General features: G+C 70.2%; 17 protein-coding genes. 13 read left to right on the forward strand and 4 right to left on the reverse strand.

The annotated features are described in order from the left end of the window. From cmr1 to D456_RS0104090, 6 genes are all read left to right on the forward strand, one after another. Positions 1–1275 (forward strand): type III-B CRISPR module RAMP protein Cmr1, encoded by a 1275-nt coding sequence (gene cmr1, locus D456_RS0104065; RefSeq protein ID WP_017574878.1) that lies wholly within the window; start codon positions 1–3, stop codon positions 1273–1275. A 34-nt stretch (positions 1276–1309) separates the two neighbouring features. Continuing rightward, on the forward strand, positions 1310–1978 hold the full coding sequence (locus tag D456_RS0104070) for a pyridoxine/pyridoxamine 5'-phosphate oxidase (RefSeq protein WP_017574879.1): 669 nt from the start codon (positions 1310–1312) through the stop codon (positions 1976–1978). 142 nt (positions 1979–2120) lie between these two features. Continuing rightward, positions 2121–3752: an acyl-CoA dehydrogenase family protein gene (locus D456_RS0104075; RefSeq protein WP_017574880.1), complete on the forward strand. Its 1632-nt coding sequence runs from the start codon at positions 2121–2123 to the stop codon at positions 3750–3752. 282 nt (positions 3753–4034) lie between these two features. Continuing rightward, the gene (gene glgX, locus D456_RS0104080) at positions 4035–6179 is read left to right on the forward strand and encodes a glycogen debranching protein GlgX (RefSeq protein ID WP_017574881.1); all 2145 of its coding nucleotides are present in this window, start codon (positions 4035–4037) and stop codon (positions 6177–6179) included. A 72-nt stretch (positions 6180–6251) separates the two neighbouring features. Then, positions 6252–7052, forward strand: a complete 801-nt coding sequence (locus D456_RS0104085) for a dihydrofolate reductase family protein (protein WP_017574882.1) — start codon at positions 6252–6254, stop codon at positions 7050–7052. 166 nt (positions 7053–7218) lie between these two features. Then, positions 7219–8007 carry a GntR family transcriptional regulator gene (locus D456_RS0104090; protein WP_040698660.1) on the forward strand — a complete coding sequence of 263 codons (789 nt, stop codon included), beginning with the start codon at positions 7219–7221 and terminating at the stop codon, positions 8005–8007. Between the two features lie 140 nt (positions 8008–8147). Here the strand turns inward: D456_RS0104090 and D456_RS0104095 are convergent, their stop codons facing one another. Beyond that, the gene (locus D456_RS0104095; protein ID WP_051049396.1) at positions 8148–8582 is read right to left on the reverse strand and encodes a hypothetical protein; all 435 of its coding nucleotides are present in this window, start codon (positions 8580–8582) and stop codon (positions 8148–8150) included. A gap of 202 nt (positions 8583–8784) precedes the next feature. Here D456_RS0104095 and msrB point away from each other — a divergent pair, with 202 nt between their 5' ends. The 3 genes from msrB to D456_RS0104110 all read left to right on the forward strand — a co-directional run bounded on the left by msrB (position 8785) and on the right by D456_RS0104110 (position 10974). Next, positions 8785–9228, forward strand: a complete 444-nt coding sequence (gene msrB / locus D456_RS0104100) for a peptide-methionine (R)-S-oxide reductase MsrB (protein ID WP_026115552.1) — start codon at positions 8785–8787, stop codon at positions 9226–9228. Positions 9229–9497: 269 nt separating this feature from the next. After that, a complete protein-coding gene (locus D456_RS0104105) occupies positions 9498–10184 on the forward strand; it encodes a phosphatidylserine decarboxylase (RefSeq protein ID WP_017574886.1) in 687 nt (228 codons plus the stop codon). Further along, positions 10171–10974 (forward strand): CDP-alcohol phosphatidyltransferase family protein, encoded by an 804-nt coding sequence (locus D456_RS0104110; RefSeq protein WP_017574887.1) that lies wholly within the window; start codon positions 10171–10173, stop codon positions 10972–10974. Before D456_RS0104105 ends, D456_RS0104110 begins: the two co-directional genes overlap by 14 nt. Positions 10975–11069: 95 nt before the next feature. Here the strand turns inward: D456_RS0104110 and hemQ are convergent, their stop codons facing one another. After that, complete coding sequence (gene hemQ / locus D456_RS0104115) at positions 11070–11780, reverse strand: hydrogen peroxide-dependent heme synthase (RefSeq protein ID WP_017574888.1); 711 nt, start codon at positions 11778–11780, stop codon at positions 11070–11072. Beyond that, positions 11777–13231 carry a protoporphyrinogen oxidase gene (gene hemG / locus D456_RS0104120; protein WP_017574889.1) on the reverse strand — a complete coding sequence of 485 codons (1455 nt, stop codon included), beginning with the start codon at positions 13229–13231 and terminating at the stop codon, positions 11777–11779. The genes hemQ and hemG overlap by 4 nt, the downstream gene beginning before the upstream one ends. A gap of 227 nt (positions 13232–13458) precedes the next feature. On the opposite strand from hemG, the gene D456_RS0104125 reads away from it, so the two are divergent. Further along, complete coding sequence (locus D456_RS0104125; protein WP_017574890.1) at positions 13459–14472, forward strand: DUF4349 domain-containing protein; 1014 nt, start codon at positions 13459–13461, stop codon at positions 14470–14472. Positions 14473–14531: 59 nt separating this feature from the next. Here the strand turns inward: D456_RS0104125 and hemE are convergent, their stop codons facing one another. After that, a complete protein-coding gene (gene hemE / locus D456_RS0104130; RefSeq protein WP_230479848.1) occupies positions 14532–15500 on the reverse strand; it encodes a uroporphyrinogen decarboxylase in 969 nt (322 codons plus the stop codon). A 313-nt stretch (positions 15501–15813) separates the two neighbouring features. On the opposite strand from hemE, the gene D456_RS0104135 reads away from it, so the two are divergent. From D456_RS0104135 to D456_RS0104145, 3 genes are all read left to right on the forward strand, one after another. After that, on the forward strand, positions 15814–16392 hold the full coding sequence (locus D456_RS0104135) for a DUF3000 domain-containing protein (RefSeq protein ID WP_017574892.1): 579 nt from the start codon (positions 15814–15816) through the stop codon (positions 16390–16392). Between the two features lie 62 nt (positions 16393–16454). After that, on the forward strand, positions 16455–17717 hold the full coding sequence (locus tag D456_RS0104140; RefSeq protein ID WP_083904505.1) for a ribonuclease D: 1263 nt from the start codon (positions 16455–16457) through the stop codon (positions 17715–17717). Positions 17718–17932: 215 nt separating this feature from the next. Next, positions 17933–18910: a tetratricopeptide repeat protein gene (locus D456_RS0104145; protein ID WP_017574894.1), complete on the forward strand. Its 978-nt coding sequence runs from the start codon at positions 17933–17935 to the stop codon at positions 18908–18910. Positions 18911–18923 lie beyond the last annotated feature (13 nt).

Consider the following 18923-nt stretch of genomic DNA (forward strand, 5'->3'; position numbering starts at 1 on the left):
ATGTGGCACTCGCTCCAGCTCCAAGTGGTCACGCCCGTGTTCAACTCCGCCGGGGCTCAGGACACACCCCACCTGAACACCCCGCCGGAGATCCGAGTGCCCTCCCTGCGGGGTGGCATGCGCTTCTGGCTGCGGGCCATGGCAGCCAGGTACGTGGGCGATGACCCTCATCTTCTGAGGAAGGTGGAGAACAAGTGCCTGGGTTCCACGGAACGCTCCTCGTCCATCGCCATACGAATCTCCGGGAACCCGGAGCCGGCGTCCCAAGACCTGAGCACGTACATGTCCGAGGAAGAACAGACCTGGATCGGCTACCTCCTCGGACAGGCGTTCACGACCAAGGGCAAGCCGCACACCAAGGCATACGTCCCGCCGAACCGAGAGTTCCAGATCAAGATCCGACGACAACACGGCGACGACGACGCCGTCACATGTGCGCTCGCAGCGCTCTGGCTCAACATCACCTACGGAGGGGTGGGCGCACGGGTCCGCCGCGGATTCGGCAGACTGCGGATCACCGACGCCGACATGACACTGGCGGGGTGGGACAGCGAGACCATAAGGACCCCGCATCTCAACCACTACTTCGAGGCTGGACACACAGGACACATCGGGCTGGAGGGTCTGCCGCACAGATCCGTTGAAGCGCTCCATCGTGTGTGTGCTGAGGCGCGTGGCGAGGACCCGAAGGAGTTCCAGCTCCCCGGTCACAGGACGAAGTCGACCCTCTCCTCACTGGGCGAGAGCCACACGATCTCCGGCCTCAGCGCGCCCCTGTCGGCGAGCGGGTGGCAGGAGGCCCTTGCACGCACCGGCAAGGAGCTCCGGTATTTCCGAGCCCAGAGGGACGAGAAGCACACGGAGAACGCTCGTGGTCCGCACATCAAGACCAAGGGCTGGAAGGACGTGATCTTGGGTGAGGGCCACGAAATGCCTCGGGCCGCCCTCGGCCTGCCGGTCGGGTACAAGGACGGCCGGGAAGTCAGGGCGTTCCGTGGACCGGCGCAAAACCCCGAGCAGCTTCGCCGCTCCTCCCCTCTGTGGATCCGTCCGATCGTCCAGGCAGAGCAGTGGCACCTGTTCTCCTTCGCTTTCCTCAACGAGTTCCTACCCGAGTCGGGGGGACCTCAGGGCGCGCGCGTGGGGTTGTTCAAGGAAGGCAAGCACAAAAAGAACATCACAGTGAAGAACGACGACATTCGGACCACCGCGAAGGAATGGACAGAGGAACTCGCGTGTAGGGCCGACGCTTTCTCGAACGGCAGGCCACAATGAACCCACGACCTCAGCCGTCGGTGAAAATGGGCCCATGACCAACGACGACAGCATCCGCGACCTCCTGCGGGGCCTTCCGGTCTTCGCCGCCGGGACGCCCGTGTTCGACCCGGACGCCGCGCCCGAGGATCCGCTCGACCTCTTCCGTTCCTGGTTCGCCGACGCCGTGGAGGCGGGGGTGCCCGAGCCGCACGCGATGGTGGTGTCCACCGCGGACGGGCGCGGGGTCCCGTCGGCGCGGGTGGTCATCTTGAAGGACCTCTCCTGGCGCGGATGGTGGTTCGCCACGACGACGACCTCCCGCAAAGGGCGGGAGCTGGAGCAGAACCAGGGTGCGGCGCTGACCTTCCACTGGAAGGAGCGGGGCCGCCAGGTACGCGTACGGGGTGTGGCCGAGTACGCGGGCGCCGAGGCGAGCGCGGAGGACTTCCGCCGGCGCCCGCTGGAGTCGCGGGTGGCGGGGCTGCACGGGCGCCAGAGCGAACCGTTGGGTGAGCTCGGCGAGATCGACCGGGTGGCCGATGCCTCGCGCGAACACCTCGCACACGACCCGGGCCTGGCGCCGGACGACTGGGGCCTGTACGTGGTGGTGCCGTACGAGGTCGAGTTCTGGCAGGGCGACCCGGACCGCCGGCACGTGCGGTTGCGCTACGAGCGCCCGGACGCCGACAGCACCTGGAACCGCGGGCTCCTCTGGCCCTGAGGCGCGCGGAGCGCCTCCCACCTCCGTCGACCGTTTCGCGGACGTTACGGTCCGCCCTCCCCGTGGCCCGGGCCACGGGGATAGGATTCCGGCACTTTCTCCCAGTACGTCCCACGCAGAACCAAGAAGGGCGGTAACCGCGATGCCCCCGACCCACGAGGTGTTCAATCAGGCCGCGCCTCTCGGCGACCACTCGGCCGCCGAGGACCCCGCGCTCATCGAAGGGTTGCGCCGCGAAGGTGCGGGCTGGGCCGAGAACGAGGTCCGGGAAGTGGGCGAGGCGGCGGGCTCGGAGCGGGTGCGTTCCTGGGGCGAGTCGGCCAACACCTACACGCCGGTTCTGCACACCCACGACCGCTACGGGCACCGCGTGGACGAGGTGGAGTACCAGCCCGCCTACCACGTGCTCATGGAACAGGCCGTCGGGTACGGGATGCACGCGGCCCCCTGGGCGGATCCGCGTCCGGGCGCGCACGTGGCGCGTGCGGCCAAGTTCTACCTGTGGTCGCAGCCGGAGGCCGGGCACGGGTGCCCGATCTCGATGACCTACGCGGCGGTGCCGGCCCTGCGCCACTCCCCCGAGCTGGCCCAGCGCTACGAGCCGCTGTTGAGCGCTCGCGAGTACGACTTCGGTCTGCGCGCCCCCGACGGCAAGCGGGGGCTCGTCGCGGGCATGTCGATGACGGAGAAGCAGGGCGGCTCGGACGTACGCGCCAACACCACACGGGCGACGCCGACGTCGGAGGGCTTCCACCGCCTCACCGGGCACAAGTGGTTCACCTCGGCACCGATGAGCGACTTCTTCCTGACGCTGGCGCAGGCGCCGGAGGGGTTGAGCTGTTTCCTGGTGCCGCGGGTGCTCCCGGACGGCAGCCGTAACGCGCTCCACATCCAGCGGTTGAAGGACAAGCTCGGCAACCGTTCCAACGCCTCGGCGGAGCTGGAGTACGACGGCGCGGTCGCGCACATGGTGGGCGAGCCGGGCCGGGGTGTGCGCACCATCATCGAGATGGTCAACTGCACCCGGTTGGACTGTGTGATCGGTTCGGCGGGCGGGATGCGTGCGGCGGTCACGTACGCGCTGCACCACGCCGAGCACCGGCAGAGCTTCGGCAAGCGCCTGGTGGAGCAGCCGTTGATGCGCAACGTGCTGGCCGACCTGGCGTTGGAGTCGGAGGCGGCCACGGCGTTGATGACCCGTCTGGCCGGGTCGGTGGACCGCTCGGTGCGCGGCGACGAGGCGGAGACGGCCTTCCGGCGCCTGGGTGTGGCCGTGGGCAAGTTCTGGGTGACCAAGCGCCAGCCGGCGCACGCGGCCGAGGCTCTGGAGTGCCTGGGCGGCAACGGGTACGTGGAGGAGTCGGGGATGCCGCGGCTGTTCCGGGACTCGCCGCTCAACTCCATCTGGGAGGGTTCGGGCAACGTGGCCGCTCTGGACGTGTTGCGGGCCATGGGGCGCAGCCCGGAGGCGGTGGAGGCGTTCATGGGCGAGCTGGCCGCTGCCCGGGGGGTGGACGAGCACTACGACGCGGCGGTCGGGCAGTTGGAGAAGAGCCTGGGCGATCTGGACGAGATCGAGTACCGGGCGCGGTCGGTCGTGGAGCTGATGGCGGTGACGCTGCAGTCGTCGGTGCTGCTGCGGTATGCGCCGACGCCGGTGGCGGAGGCCTTCACGGTCTCGCGTCTGGGCGGGGGCTCGGGCCGGGTGTTCGGCACCCTGCCGCGGGAGGTCGACACGGAGCTGATCCTGGACCGGGCCCGGCCGAGCCGTTGACGCCGGGGCCGGGAGGTTGATTGCGGTCCGGGCCGCCGGGACCGTTTCGGGACCGGGGCCCGGCCTTTTTGTCACCGATGCCCCGTTTTCTTTCTCTTGTGAGCCAACACCCCTCTGGCAGTTCTTTATACCGACAATCGGTACCGAATTTTCCGCTGCGGGACGACCCAAAAATGATCATCGCGCCAGGTCGGCATACTTCGGCTTAGGCAGCGGAAGGAACCAGTCGTCCACTTGCCCATGCCCGAGAGGGCTCCGAGACTCAAGAGACTGACGACGCCTATGGTGGAAGTCTGGCCCGGCAACTCCTATCCGCTGGGTGCGACCTACGACGGTACCGGCACCAATTTCTCGCTCTTCTCCGAGGCCGCCGAACGGGTGGATCTGTGCCTGTTCGACGACGCGGGGCGCGAGACCCGTGTCCCACTGACCGAGTACGACGGTTTTGTCTGGCACGGGTATCTGCCAGGGATCGGACCGGGGCAACTGTACGGGTACAGGGTGCACGGCCCCTACGCGCCCGAGCACGGCCTGCGCTGCAACCCGAACAAACTGTTGACCGACCCTTACGCGAAGGCACTGAACGGCAATCTGGCCTGGCACGAATCGCTTTTCAGTTACCATTTCTCCGATCCCGACCGCAAGAACACCGCCGACAGCGCCCAGTACGTGCCCAAGTGCGTGGTGGTCAGCCCGTTCTTCGACTGGGGCAACGAGTCCCGGCCGCGCACCCCGTACCACCAGACGGTGATCTACGAGACGCACCTGCGCGGTCTGACGATGCAACATCCGAGCGTTCCCGAACACCAGCGGGGCACGTATTCGGGACTGGCCCACCCGGCGGTGATCGATTACCTCACGTCCTTGGGGGTCACCGCGGTGGAACTGATGCCGGTGCACCATTTCGTCCCCGAGCACGCCATGGTGGCGCGCGGCCTGACCAATTACTGGGGTTACAACACACTGTCCTTCCTGGCTCCGCACAGCGGTTACGCGGCGCTGGGTTCACACGGCCAGCAGGTCCAGGAGTTCAAGGCGATGGTGCGGTCACTGCACGAGGCCGGCATCGAAGTGCTCCTGGACGTGGTCTACAACCACACCGCCGAGGGCGACCACATGGGACCGACCCTGTCACTGCGGGGTATCGACAACCTGAGCTACTACCGGGTCGCGGACGAGGACCAGCGCTACTACCTGGACTACACGGGCTGCGGGAACAGCCTGAACGTGCGCCACCCGCACTCGTTGCAACTCATCATGGACTCCTTGCGTTACTGGGTGCTGGAGATGCACGTGGACGGGTTCCGTTTCGACCTGGCCTCGGCGCTGGCCCGGGAGTTCCACGACGTGGACCGGTTGAGCACGTTCTTCGACATCGTCCAGCAGGACCCGGTCATCTCCCAGGTCAAACTCATCGCCGAACCGTGGGACGTGGGACCGGGCGGGTACCAGGTCGGCAACTTCCCCCCGCTGTGGACCGAGTGGAACGGCAAGTACCGGGACACGGTGCGCGACTACTGGCGGGGGCACGCGGTCGTGGGCGAGCTGGCCTCGCGCCTGGCGGGCTCCAGCGACCTGTACCAGGACGACGGCCGCCGCCCGATGGCATCGATCAACTTCATCACGTGCCACGACGGGTTCACGCTGGCCGACCTGGTCTCCTACAACCACAAGCACAACGAGGCCAACGGGGAGGAGAACCGGGACGGGACCGACGACAACCGTTCCTGGAACCACGGGGTGGAGGGGCCCACCCGCGACCCGGCGGTGCTGGCTCTGCGCCGGCGCCAGGTCCGCAACCACCTGACCACGCTCTTCCTGTCCCAGGGCGTGGTGATGCTCTCGCACGGCGACGAGATCGGCCGCACCCAGGGCGGTAACAACAACGCCTACTGCCAGGACAACGAGATCGCGTGGGTGGACTGGTCGGACCTCGGCCCGGACGGTGACGGGGCCGGCGACGACCTGCTGGGATACGTACGTGAGCTCTCCCGGTTGCGGCACGAGCACCCGGTCTTCCGCCGCCGCCGGTTCTTCCGGGGCGGCCCGGTGGAGGGAGCCGCCACCGGGGAGGACGGGCTGCCCGACATCGCCTGGCTGCGCCCGGACGGCAAACCGATGACGGGCGGGGACTGGGAGCACGCCGGCCACGCCCTGGGGGCCTTCCTCAACGGTGATGCGATCTCCGAGCCGGACCGGCGCGGACGGCGTATCCGGGGCCACTCGTTCCTCATGCTGTTCAACAGTGGGGCGGAAGCGGTCGACTTCACGCTGCCGGGCACCGAGTACGGCGACGCGTGGGAGACGGTGCTGGACACAGCCGAGCCGGACGTGGCGGGACGCCCCCACGTGCCGGCGTCGGGCCCCGTGCGGGTCATCGACCGGGCCCTGGTGCTGCTGCGGCGGGTCTCGCACCGCGGTGGCTGACCCCACAGCGCGGCGGGGCGGGGAACCGCCCCCTCCCCGCCGTACCGGCCCGGGGCCCTAACCTTGGTGACCATGGCGAACAGCACCGGCGCGGCGGCGCCCTCAGCGATCAGCTTCCGTGAACTCCTGCCCGATCCCGGGGCGTCCGGGGTGGTCCCGGAGGAGGCCTACGCGTACCCGGCCGGCCTGGACCGGCCCTGGGTGCGGGCGAACATGGTCGCCAGCGCCGACGGCGGAGCGGTGGGTACCACCGGCAGCAGCCGGGACCTGTCCGGTCCGGCCGACCGGCGCCTCCTGGGCATCCTGCGGGGACTGTGCGACGTCGTGGTGGTGGGTGCGCACACCGCCCGGGTGGAGAACTACGGTCCGGTGCGGCCGCGCCCGGCCTGGGAGCATCTGCGGTCGGGCCGTCCGGCGAGTCCGCGGGTGGCGGTGGTCTCGAGGTCGTTGGACGTGCCCGAGGCTCTGTTGACGGAGGCGCCCGAGGACGCGCGCACACTGGTGCTGACCACGGACCGGGCCCCGGCCGACCGCCGCGCTCGGGCGGCCGAGCACGCCGATGTGGTGGTGGTCGAGGGCGCCTCGGTGACACCGGTGCACGTGATCGAGGCGTTGGCCGAACGGGGGCTGTACCGGGTGCTGACCGAGGGGGGTCCGCATCTGCTGGCGGAATTCGTGGCGGCCGGCCTGTTGGACGAGCTGTGCCTGACCACGAGCCCGTTCCTCCTCGGGTCGGGTCCGCCCCGCGTCGTGGCCGGCGGCCCCGGGACTCCGGGGGCGCCCGAGCACGGCTCGCCCCGGAGCACCCCTGTGCGCCTGGCACGTCTGCTGGAGTCCGACGGCAACCTCTTCGCTCGTTACCTGCGGGATTGACGGGGCGGGGGCGGGATCCCTGTAACCGGTCGGTTTCGGCCACCCCACAACGACGCATGAACGTCCCCGCAACCGGACATACCCGATGTGTGCCTTGATGGACAACACCGCGACTGCACACATCAGTGTTGACGGGGCTTATCGGCTTGGCCCCCCGGCCGAGAGGATGAACGTAGTGCCGACGTCCGAAAACGGGTCCCCTCCGGTCTACCGTGAGATAGCCGAGGAGATGCGCGCCCTGATCCGCTCCGGGCAGTACGCCGACGGCGACCGTCTCCCCGGGGAGAACACGATCATGGAGAGGCACGGTGTCGCCAGGGCCACGGCCCGCCAAGCGCTCTCCGTCCTGACCAACGAGGGCCTGGCCGTGGCCGTCCGCGGGTCGGGTATCTACGTACGCCTGTTCCGTCCCGTACGAAGACACGGGGCCCGGCGCCTGTCGAAGGAGCTGTGGGGCAACGGACGGGCGATCTGGCAGACCGACGGCGCCGACCGGGCCTACCGGGTCGACGGCCTGCGGGTGGAGGAGACCGCAGCCAGGGAGCACGTGGCGCGTGTGCTGGGCCTGGAGGAGGGAGCGGGTGTCCTGCGGCGCTCCCGGAGGTACCTCGTGGAGGACCGCCCGGTGCAGACGGCGGTGTCCTTCTTCTCCCTGTCCTTGATGGCCGAGCACGCCGACCACCCCGCGGCGAGGAGCATCCGCTCGCACGACAGCGGCCCGGGAGGGGTCTATGCACGTCTGTCGGAGCTGGGGCTGGCGCCGGTGCACTTCACCGAGGAGATCCGGGTACGGATGCCCGCCCCGGAGGAGCTCCGGGAACTGCACCTGGCGGCGGGGACCCCGGTACTGGAGGTGGCGCGCACGGCGTTGGCCGCCGGCAACCGCCCGGTGGAGTTCAACCAGATCACGATGGACGGTTCTGCCTACGTCCTCCAGTACGACTTCGAGGCCTGAACGGCCGGGCCGAGGGCGGCCGGGCCCCGGCACCGGCTGTCCTCGGCCCGGCACGCAGGACGACGGCGCCCGGGGACCGAGTGCACCGAAGAGTGCTGTCGGTCCCCGGGCGCCGTCCTCACGGTCCGTTCCTGCCGGGATTACGGGTGCCGTCTCCTTCTGGAGGCGAACACCAGATACGCCATCGACAGGACTGCGAACCCGACAGCCAGGGATCCGACCGCCGCGAAGACCATGCTGTTCTCCGCGGTCATCAACCACCCGGCCACCCCGATGCCCAGGACGAGCGCGACGACCAGGGCCGCGACGGCGATGACCGTCATCAGCCCGAGGAGTCGGCGGTCGCCGAGGGGTTCGGGGCGTACGTGGTCGATTCGGGCGGTCGTGGTCCTGGCACTGAGTTCTGCCGCCCAGCGCAGTTCCCGTCCCGCGGTGGCCGTGCCGTCGGCGACGGCACGGGCCCGGGTGCGCGCGCCCGTGGTGGCTTCTTCGAGCAACCACAGTCCGTATCGGATCCGGCCTACGCGCAGCGGCTGTTTTGTCACTCCTAGTGGTCGTTGAACTGTTGCGGCCATGCCACCTGCCTCAGTGATCCGCTGAACACTGACCTCTGCCCTGCACCTACCCGCCGCTTTGGGGACTGAACGTGGTCAAGGGTGAAGTTAGGCTTATGTAGCATCTAAGACCGATTTATCTTCCTCTGTGGCACTTGGGCCCGATTTGCGCCGTCGGAAGTCGTGGCAGCATTCGCACACGTTTCCGGGTAGCGTCGTGTCCATGGCTGACTCAGCGGATCGGACCCCGGCCGACGGCAACGGGGGACCACGGCTTCCCAGGACCGACGAGGAGTGGCGGGAGCGCCTCGCCCCGGAGGAGTTCGAGGTCCTGCGCAGGTCGGCGACCGAGCGCCCCTGGAGCGGGGCCTACGTCGACACCAAGAGCGAGGGCGTCTACCACTGCCGGGGCTGCGGCACCGAGCTGTTCCGTTCGGACCAGAAGTTCGACTCCCATTGCGGGTGGCCCAGCTTCTTCGACCCGGCCGAGAGCGAAGCGGTCGTCCTGCACGGGGACCGTTCCATGGGTATGGTCCGCACCGAGGTCCGGTGCGCCACCTGTGACTCCCATCTGGGCCACGTCTTCTACGGCGAGGGGTACGCCACGCCCACCGACGCCCGGTACTGCATCAACTCGGTCGCTCTGTCCCTGGAGCCGAGACAGTAGTCTTACCCCCTGATCCCGGTCCTGCCCGCACGTGTGCGGGCTCGCGAACCGGTCCCCGAGCCTGTCGGGGCCCGGCCGCACCCCCGGGATCAGGGATAATCTCCCCCAGTGCACCGAGGCCGGCCTTCGCCGGGCCGAGGAGCGCAGCGCGGAATGGGTGAACCACCCGGGTTGTCCGCGCACCAGAGGCCCCGGCAGATCCCGGGGCCGGTCCCCACAGCGGTAACCGATGTGCGGGCAACCAGACCCACCCGCGACGAAAGCGCTCGATGACCGACGACTCTCCCGCCCCCGCCCCCGCCCCCGCCCCCGCCTCCGCCCACCGGCCTCCGGCCCGACCGCGCCTGGGCATGGCCCAGGGGTCGGCCCCCTGGCTGCTGCCCGCCCTGGGAGCTGCCACTGCGGCCGGGCTGGCAGCCCGCGGCTCCCGGGTACGGGCCCTGGCGGCCACACCCGTCATCGCCCTGGCTGCCGGGATGACCTGGTTCTTCCGCGACCCGGAACGAGGACCGGCCACCGGACGGATGCTGTCATCGGCAGACGGCGTCGTTCAGAGCATCGATCCCCAGCCCGACGGCCGCACCCGCCTCGCGGTGTTCATGAACCCCCTCAACGTGCACGTCAACCGTGCACCGCTGGCCGGTGTCATCACCGGTGTCGAACACCGCCCCGGGGGTTTCCGTCCAGCATTCGACAAGGACAGCGAGCGTAATGAACGCGTCATCTGGACCCTCGAAACCGAGATCGGTGAGATCACGGTCGTCCAAATCGCCGGCGCGATGGTCCGGCGTATCGTCCCGTATCTCGCTGCGGGGCAGAAGGTCGAGAAAGGCGAGAGGATCGGCCTCATCCGGTTCGGGTCCCGGGTCGACATCTACCTCCCGTCCGGTATCACCCCGGCGGTGGAGATCGGCCAGAAGGTCCGGGCCGGAGAAACACGCCTTGACGCCGCCTGAGCACACGCTGGCCCCCGAAGCCGAGTCACTCGTCGCCTCCGAGACCGACGACACCCCTCGGTTGCGTCTGGGTGTGGCCGACTACCTCACGCTCGGTAACGCCCTGTGCGGGTTCCTGGCCGTGTGGGCGCTGGCCATGGCCCAGGCCGGGCACATGGCCGCCGGCGCCGAGGGCTCCCTGCCCCGTACCTCCGTGGCCACCGCCGGCGCGCTGCTGCTCTTCGCCTCCGCCCTGGACGTGCTCGACGGCCGCATCGCCCGCCGTTTCGGGGGCAGCGGCATGGGCGCGGAGCTGGACAACCTCGCCGACGTGATCAGTTTCGGGTTCGCCCCGGCCTTCTTCGTGGTCACCTGGGGTGCCCTCTCCGGCGGCATGAACGTGCTCCCGGTCCTGGTCGGCGCTGCGGTCCTGGCCGCCGCGATCGTGCGCCTGGCACGCTTCTCCTGCCAGGCCCCGGGCACGGACTACTTCACCGGCCTGCCCTCGCCCTTCGGTGCGATGGCGATCGTGACGGTGGTGCTCCTGGACCCGCCGGTCTACGGGGGGCTGGCCGCGGTACTGCTGATCTCCTGGCTCATGGTGAGCCGCATGGAGTACCCCAAACCGCGGGGCAAACGCATCTACGCGGTACTGGGCACCATCGGTGCGGCCGTGGCGCTGCTGGCGGCGTGGGCCCTGGGTGTGCCCGCAGGCGACGTGCTCATCTACCTCATGAGCGCCCTGGTACTGCTGTTCATCGTGACCATCCCCTTCTACGTGCTTGCGGTGCGGCGGACCGACGCCGGCTGACCCGCCGAACACGAGAGGAGCTCCCGCACGCCGTCGCGCGTGCGGGAGCTCCTCTGCATGCGGCCCCGGCGCCGGTAGGGGCGCCCGTGCCCGGGTCAGGCCAGGGACTCCACGATCTCGGTGACCGGCTTGCGGAAACCGGTGTAGAAGGGGACCTCCTCACGGGTGTGCAGGCGGGCCTTGGCACCGCGCAGGTGCCGCATGAGGTCGACGGTGCGGTACAGGTCGTCGGCCTCGAAGGCCAGCAGCCACTCGTAGTCGTTGAGACCGAAGGAGGAGACGGTGTTGGCGCGCACGTCCGCGTAGCCGACGGCCATACGGCCGTGCTCGGCGAGCATGCCCCGGCGCTCCTCATCGGGCAGCAGGTACCACTCGTAGGAGCGCACGAACGGGTACACGCAGATGGTGTCCCGGGGCTCCTCACCGGACATGAAGGCCGGCACGTGGCCGCGGTTGAACTCGGCGGGCCGGTGCAGGCCCATCACCGACCACACCGGGGTCGAGGCACGCCCGACCTCGGTGCGGCGGAAAGCGGTGTAGGTGTCCTGGACCTGGCGCGGGTCGTCCCCGATCCACCAGAACATGAGGTCGGCGTCGGCGCGCAGGCCCTGGACGTCGTAGGTGCCGCGGGTGGTCACACCGCTCTCGGCGGCCTTGTCGAGGAAGGCCTGGAGCTCGTTCGCGGCGGCGGTGCGGTCGGTGCCCTCGGGCAGGTCGACCTTGAAGACCGACCACATCGTGTACCGGATGAGGGCGTTGAGGTCGGTGCCGTCGTCGGCGAGTGCTTCGTTCTGCTGGCCCGTCACGGGTTGACTCCTTGCTGATTCGTTGCGTCGGTGGTGTTCGGAAGGGCAGTGAGGTCCTCGGCGAGGCGGCGGGCCTCGCGCTCGGCATCGGCGATGCAGGCGGGCACCCCCACCCCTTCGTAGGCGGCGCCGCACACGCCCAGGCCGGGGTGGCGGCCCACGGCTCGACGGACACGGGCGATGCGGTCGGCGTGGCCGACCGAGTACTGGGGCAGTCCGTTCTCCCAGCGGGTGACACGGGTCTGGGCCGGGGGCCCGGACACACCGGTCACGCGGGCCAGGTCGGCCAGCGCGGCGGCGGCGAGTTCGTCGTCGGAACGTTCCAGGGTGGCGTGCTCCCCGAAACGTCCGATGGAGCAGCGCAGCACCACGAGGTCCTCGCCGGGGTTGGCCTCGGCGACCTCCTCGGCGAGCCAGGGCCACTTGTTGGAGGAGAAGGTGGCGGCCTTGATGGTCAGGCCCTCGCCGGAGGGGACCAGGAACCCGGTTCCGGTGAGAGGTCCGGGAAAGGCCGAGGCCGGCAGGGCGAAGGTCACCAGAGCCATGGAGGCGTAGTCGACACCGCCCAGGTCGGAGGCGGCCTCGGGCACCCGGTCCTGCAGCAGCCGAGCAGCCTCGGGGGCAGGGCAGGCCAGCAGGACGGCGTCGCAGTCCAAGGGGTCGGCGCCGTCCAGGTGCACGCGCCAGCCCCGGGGCCGGCGTTCCAGGGAACGGGCGCGGGTACCGGTGCGCAGGCGCTCGCCCTGTCGCTCGGCCAGTTCCTCCACGAGCCCGGCGACCCCGCCGCGCAGGGACGCGAAGACCGGTCCCGGACTGGTGGGGGCCTTGCCGCGCCCGGCGAGGCTGTCCCGCACACCGAGCATCAGGGAGCGTTCGGTGCGGGCCATGGGAGCGATCTGCGGGAGCGTGGACTCCAGGGAGAGCCGGTCGGCACGGCCCGCGTAGACCCCGCCCAGGAGCGGTTCGACGAGGCGGTCGACGACCTGGTGCCCCATACGGGTGCCGATGTGGTCGGCCACCGACACGTCACCGTGCACGGGGGTGCTCGGACGGACCAGGTCGAGCCCGGCACGCAGGACCCCGCCCCAGGAGAGCACGCCGCTGGCGGCGAGGGCGCGCAGGTCTCCCGGTACCCCCATGAGCTGTTTCCTGGGCAGGGGCCGCCGGCGCCCCCTGCTGTAGAGGGAGGCCGACCCGTGTCCGGGGTGGACCACACGGTCGCACAGGCCGAGCTCCTCGAACAGGTCGACGGCCTCGGGACGGCGGGCGAGGACGGCCTCGGCGCCGGCGTCGACGCGGGCCCCTGCCACGGGAGAAGCCTGGAGTTTCCCTCCGGCGCGTTGCGCTGCCTCGATCACGGTGACGGCGGCTCCGTGGCCGCGGAGGCGGTACGCGGCCGTGAGTCCTGAGACCCCTCCCCCGACCACGACGACGTGCGGTGCTTCAGCCATGTCTCCAGTTTCTCAGATGCCGTGGGTCACAGCGGTCCGGCTGCCTTGCGGGGGGCAACACGCAGCCCTGTACACACACCATTCTCGGGGGTCTGCGCGTACCGGGAAGGGTACCCGGGCCCACCCGGGCACGGCCCTCGGTCGGTACATGCAACAGCACACGTTCCGTTGTGCGGTCGTTACCACATCCACGGAACAGAGGAAGACGGGGGCCCGTCCGAGAAGGCATGGATTCAGCATCTCTGCGCACCCCCGGCAGTCTGCTCGCGGCGTTCCTGGTGGCCCTGGTACTCACGGCGTGCGGAACGTCCCAGTCCGACCGGTCCGGCGGGAGCACCGAGGACACGGTGGGAAGCGAGGCCGCACCGGAACAGGCCGGGGACGGCCAGGAGGGGGCCGACCGGGACACCGGCGGCGGTGAGGAGAGTTCGGCCGTCGGCGGGGACGTCGAGGTCCAGGAGCGCGACCTGGTGCACCACGCCGAGCTCACACTGCGGGTGGAGGACCTGGAGGAAGCGGGCGAGCGCGCCGAGGAGCTGACCACCGGGGCCGAGGGTTACGTGTCCCGCGAGTCCCACGAGTCCCCCACCGGCGGGGTGGCGCGGGCGTCGATGACCCTGCGCATACCCAGTGAGGGGTACGAGGCGGCGCTGGCGGAGCTGACCGAGATGGGTGACCGCTCCAGCCTGGAGCGGTCGGTGGAGGACGTCACCGAGGAGATCGCCGACGTCGAGGGCCGCACCGAGTCGGCCGAGCGCTCCCTGGAGACCCTGCGCGGATACCTCGACGAGGCCGAGAGTGTGGAGGAGATGCTGGAGGTGGAGGCGCAGATCCAGGACCGGCAGGAGGACCTGGAGGCGTTCCGGGCGCGGCTGGAGTCCCTGGAGAACAGCACCGCCTACTCGACGGTGGAGCTGACCCTGCTGCCGCCCAACGCACCCGAGGAGGACATCGAGCGCGAGGAGCTGCCCGGGTTCCTGGAAAGTCTGCGTTCGGGCGGGGAGTCCCTCCTGACCGTGGGCCGTGCGGTGGCGGCAGCCGTGGGCTGGCTCCTACCGTTCGCGCTCGTGGTGGCCGCGGTCGGCGCATGGCCGTGGATGCGGTGGCGGGCTCGGCGCCGCGAGCGCCGCGGGACGTTTCGGGGCCGGTCCGTGGACACGCGCGCCTCGGCCCCGGACGCCGCCGATGACGGGACCGAGGTGCCGGGCGAGGGGAACGGCGAGGGCAGCGGCCCCCGTTGAGGCCCTGCCGGGAAGCGTCGGGGCACCGGGCCCGGTGCCCCGACGTTCTCGGTGTCCGTTCAGGTGGCGGACTGCTCGTGCACGAACTCCGTCAGCCGCTGGAGCTGGTCCGGGTCGGTGTTGGGCAGCACACCGTGGCCGAGGTTGAAGATGTGCCCCTCGGCGGAGCGGCCGCGCGCGAGGATGTCGCGGGTGCGCTCGGCCACGACCTCCCAGGGGGCGAACACGGTGGCCGGGTCCAGGTTGCCCTGGACGGCCTTGCCCGGTCCGAGGCGCTCGGCGGCCTGGTCCACCGGGACCCGCCAGTCGGCGCCCACGACGTCGGCGCCGGCCTCGCCGAGCATGCCCAGGAGCTCGCCGGTGCCCACACCGAAGTGGATACGCGGGATCCCGTACTCGCTGAGCTGGTTGAAGATCCACGAGGAGTAGGGCATTACGGAGGCCCGGTAGTCCTCGGCGCTCAGCGCACCGACCCAGGAGTCGAAGAGCTGCACGGCGCTGGCTCCGGCCTCGATCTGGGTCCGCAGGAACCCGACCGTGATGCTCGCCAGGCGGCGCATGATCTCGTCCCAGAGCTCAGGTTCGCCGTACATGAGCGCCTTGGTGTGCTCGTGGTTCTTCGACGGCCCGCCCTCGATGAGGTAGGAGGCCAGTGTGAAGGGTGCGCCGGCGAACCCGATGAGCGGGGTGTTGCCGAGCTCACCGGTGAGTTGCCCCACGGCCTCCCGGATGAAGGGGATGTCGTCGGGTTCGATCTCACGCAGCCGCTTGATCCCGTCGGCGTCACGGATCGGTTCGGCGACGACGGGGCCGACCCCGGGCTTGATGTCGAGGTCGATACCGATGGCCTTGAGCGGCACGACGATGTCGCTGAAGAAGATCGCGGCGTCGACCCCGTACCGGCGCACCGGCTGCATCGTGATCTCGGTGATCATGTCGGGCCGTGCGCACGCCTCCAGCATCGGGACGTCGGCGCGGACACGGCGGTACTCGGGCAGGGAGCGCCCGGCCTGGCGCATGAACCACACCGGTGTACGGGACACCGGCAGGCGCCGGCAAGCGCGAAGGAATGGAGAATCTTGGAGCGTCACCCTTTGATCGTGCCATGCCCTCCGCGGTGTTCTCACTCGGATCGCCGGAGCGGTGGGACCGCGGGCAGCGACCCGGTACCGAGATCATCACAAAACACCGACACGCCGGGCCGATTACGTTTCCGCGGCCGTGAGTCGTGCCACGGTCGGAGCCGTGTCCAACACCGTGCCGACGGCGGCGAGACTGGGCACGTCCAGTGCACATCCGTTGATCCGTGATCACCACAAGACGAAGGCTGACGTTTCCACAATGCCCGATGTCGGTAGCGCCGAGAACGCGCCTGAGACGTTCCGGCGAGCGGTCGAGGCCCTCCGCGAACCCCTCCTCACCCGCCCCGAGATCACCGTTGCGGAGATCCCCGCACCGCAACGGCTCGCTCCTCACACCGCCGCGTCCTCGGCCGCGGTGGAGGTGCGGGGTGACGAGGTCGCCTGGGGCAGACTGGTCCTCCTGTACGACCCCGAGAACACCCGGGACTGGCCCGGGCCCTTCCGTGTGGTATGCCAGGTCAACTCCGAGCTGGAGTCGGAGATCGCCACCGATCCCCTGCTGGGGCCGGTCGCGTGGAGCTGGTTGACCGACGCCTTGGAGGCCCAGGGCGCCACTCACCACACACTGAGCGGCACCGTCACCCGCGCCACCACCGAGGGGTTCGGGACCAAGGCCGACGAGGGGGCCTCCACCGAGGTGGAGTTGCGTGCCTCCTGGACCCCCGAGACCGAGGACCTGACGGGTCATGTCAACGCGTGGTTGGCGTTGCTGGCCTCGGCCTCGGGCCTGCCCCCGCTGGACGTGGCGGACATCAGCAGGCAGCGTTCGCGGCCCTGAGGCTGTGGCCACGGGGGCCTCCGGCATCAGCGTCCGGTGGCCACAGCACATACCGTAGAGGTGTGGCGAACGCGTTGAACCCCAAGACAGAATCCCGCGAACCGGAGAGCGACGACGAGGAGAGGGCGCCTCTCCTGCGGGAACCACGCGAGGGCCTGCCCGAGGTCACCGCCGACCCCGACGCGCTGTCGGATGCGGTCGCGGCGCTGGGTTCGGGAAGCGGCCCCGTGGCCGTGGACGCCGAGCGGGCCTCGGGTTACAGGTACGGACAGCGCGCCTATCTGGTCCAGCTGCGGCGCGAGGGGGCGGGGACGGTGTTGATCGACCCGATCGCCTGTCCCGACCTGAGCGCTCTCAGCTCCGCCCTCGAGGGAACGGAGGTGGTGCTGCACGCCGCGCACCAGGACCTTCCCTGTCTGACCGAGGTGCACCTGTGCCCCGAGCGCCTCTTCGACACCGAGCTGGCCGGCCGTCTCCTGGGTTACCACCGGGTGGGGCTGGGCTCGATGGTGGAGCGGCTGCTGCACGTGCGGCTGGCCAAGGAGCACTCCGCGGTCGACTGGTCCCAGCGCCCGCTCCCCGAGGACTGGCTGCGTTATGCCGCGCTGGACGTGGAGATCCTCGTGGATCTGCGCGACCGGTTGGAGGCGGAGCTGGCGGAGTCCGGCAAGCTCTCCTGGGCCCTGGAGGAGTTCGCCTCGGTGCTGAACGCCCCGCCCAAAGAACCGCGCCGCGATCCGTGGCGGCGGACCTCGGGTATCCACCGGGTACGCAATCAACGGTCCCTGGCTACGGTGCGCGAACTCTGGTACGAGCGGGACCGGATCGCACAGGAGCGCGACGTCTCCCCCGGACGGGTGCTGCCCGACGCGGCGATCGTGGAGGCGGCTTCGGCGATGCCGCGCACCGCGGCCGACCTGACCAGGATCCGGCAGTTCGGTATCAAGCTCGCGCGGCGTTACGTCCCGACGTGGATGCGGGCGGTCAGCCGGGTGCGCGGTATGGAGCAGTCCGAGCTGCCCCGTCCCAACGGTCCGGGTGACGGGCCTCCCCCGGTCAACCGCTGGGCGGACCGCTCCCCCGAGGCGGCGCGCCGTCTGGAGTCGGCCCGCGCCACGGTCGCGCAGATCGCGGAGGACGTCGTGATGCCGGCGGAGAACCTGTTGCTGCCCGACACCGTGCGCCGGTTGTCGTGGGCCCCTCCGGAGGAGACCGGAACCGAGGCCGTGGGGGCGTTCCTGCGCTCGCGCGGGGCCCGCGAGTGGCAGATCGGGTTGACCGCCGGACCGTTGGCGACGGCGCTGGAGGACGCCGGAAAAGGCTGACCGTTACCCCGTTCTGCCCCGGCCAACCCAGAAGTGACCGAACTCACCACCCTCAAAAGCCCTCTGGCGTCTGGTCCGTAACCCCGTGTCCGTTTAAGTTATAGAAACGTGCTCTCATAGTTCGGGCCGGCTCGGTCCGGACGACGGGATTGGTGGATGGACGATGACGGCTCCCGGGGCCGTTCGTCGCTATGAGGGAAGTGTGGTGAGTCTGCTTGTCGTTCTGGCGTGCCCTGCTGCGCGTGACCGGCCTGACGGCTGAGGCGGAGAAGCAGCCGGCCCGTACCGCCACGCCCTCTCGCGAGGAGCGTGCGGCCGAGAAGCCCAGCGGTCTGCCCGTGCCGACCCCCGTCGGGGCGTCCGGGTCCGACGCCCCGGCCCCGGACGCCGCCGAGGGCCGGGGCCCCTCGGCGCCCACGGCGGGGATGCGGGCGTCCGCCCTGGAGCGGACCCTGCGTTCACTCGTGGAGCTGCACGGGACCGAGCACCCCGACACCATCACCGCGCGCAACAACTTGGCGACCAAGTACGCGCAGATGGGGCGCCGCCAGGCCGCGGTGCAGCAGTTCGAGCTGGCCTTGGACGAGGCGTCCTCGGTCTACGGTGACGAGCACCCCCGCACCGAGATCATCCGGGAGAACCTCGCCTGGGGTCTGGAGGACGCGGGCCGCCCGGCGGATGCGGCCGAGCACTGGGAGATGCTCCTGCGCGAGCGCGAGTCCCAGTTCGGTTCCGCCGACGAGGACACCGTGGAGGCCCGCACGCGCCTGGCCGTGTGCTACCGCCGCAGCGGTCGCCTGGACCCAGCCGTGGCCCACTACGAGCGCGCGGTGGAGGACGTGGCCGGCACCGCCGCACGCGAGGAACTGCGGTTGGGCCTGAGCGCGGCGTTGAACATGTCGGGGCGTTACGACGAGGCGATCACGCAGCTGCGGATGGTCCTGGCCGGTCGGCGGCGCCGTTTGGGCAAGGGCCACCTGCAGACCCTGACCGTGCACCACCGCCTCGGCCGCTGCTACACGCAGGCCGGGCGTGCGAACGATGCCGTGGAGACGTTGAGCGAGGCCTACCGTGCCGCGGTGAACTCCTCGGGCGACCCGGAGGTACGCCGGCTGATGCTGCGCCTGCGCCGCGACCTCGCAGGGGCCTTCAGCGCCGCCGGGCGGCGCAGGGAGGCCGATGCGCTCCTGTGAGCGTGCGGCCGGC

It is taken from the genome of Nocardiopsis kunsanensis DSM 44524, from assembly GCF_000340965.1.
GTDB classification, from domain to species: Bacteria; Actinomycetota; Actinomycetes; order Streptosporangiales; family Streptosporangiaceae; genus Nocardiopsis; species Nocardiopsis kunsanensis.

Excerpts from the sequence above, each read along its gene's own strand:
- D456_RS0104095 (WP_051049396.1), bottom strand. The coding sequence starts at position 8,582 with ATGGCCGCAACAGTTCAACGACCACTAGGAGTGACAAAACAGCCGCTG.
- cmr1 (WP_017574878.1), top strand. The coding sequence starts at position 1 with ATGTGGCACTCGCTCCAGCTCCAAGTGGTCACGCCCGTGTTCAACTCC.
- D456_RS0104135 (WP_017574892.1), top strand. The coding sequence starts at position 15,814 with ATGCCCGATGTCGGTAGCGCCGAGAACGCGCCTGAGACGTTCCGGCGA.
- D456_RS0104075 (WP_017574880.1), top strand. The coding sequence starts at position 2,121 with ATGCCCCCGACCCACGAGGTGTTCAATCAGGCCGCGCCTCTCGGCGAC.
- D456_RS0104125 (WP_017574890.1), top strand. The coding sequence starts at position 13,459 with ATGGATTCAGCATCTCTGCGCACCCCCGGCAGTCTGCTCGCGGCGTTC.
- hemG (WP_017574889.1), bottom strand. The coding sequence starts at position 13,231 with ATGGCTGAAGCACCGCACGTCGTCGTGGTCGGGGGAGGGGTCTCAGGA.
- D456_RS0104090 (WP_040698660.1), top strand. The coding sequence starts at position 7,219 with ATGAACGTAGTGCCGACGTCCGAAAACGGGTCCCCTCCGGTCTACCGT.
- msrB (WP_026115552.1), top strand. The coding sequence starts at position 8,785 with ATGGCTGACTCAGCGGATCGGACCCCGGCCGACGGCAACGGGGGACCA.
- D456_RS0104105 (WP_017574886.1), top strand. The coding sequence starts at position 9,498 with ATGACCGACGACTCTCCCGCCCCCGCCCCCGCCCCCGCCCCCGCCTCC.
- glgX (WP_017574881.1), top strand. The coding sequence starts at position 4,035 with ATGGTGGAAGTCTGGCCCGGCAACTCCTATCCGCTGGGTGCGACCTAC.
- D456_RS0104085 (WP_017574882.1), top strand. The coding sequence starts at position 6,252 with ATGGCGAACAGCACCGGCGCGGCGGCGCCCTCAGCGATCAGCTTCCGT.
- D456_RS0104070 (WP_017574879.1), top strand. The coding sequence starts at position 1,310 with ATGACCAACGACGACAGCATCCGCGACCTCCTGCGGGGCCTTCCGGTC.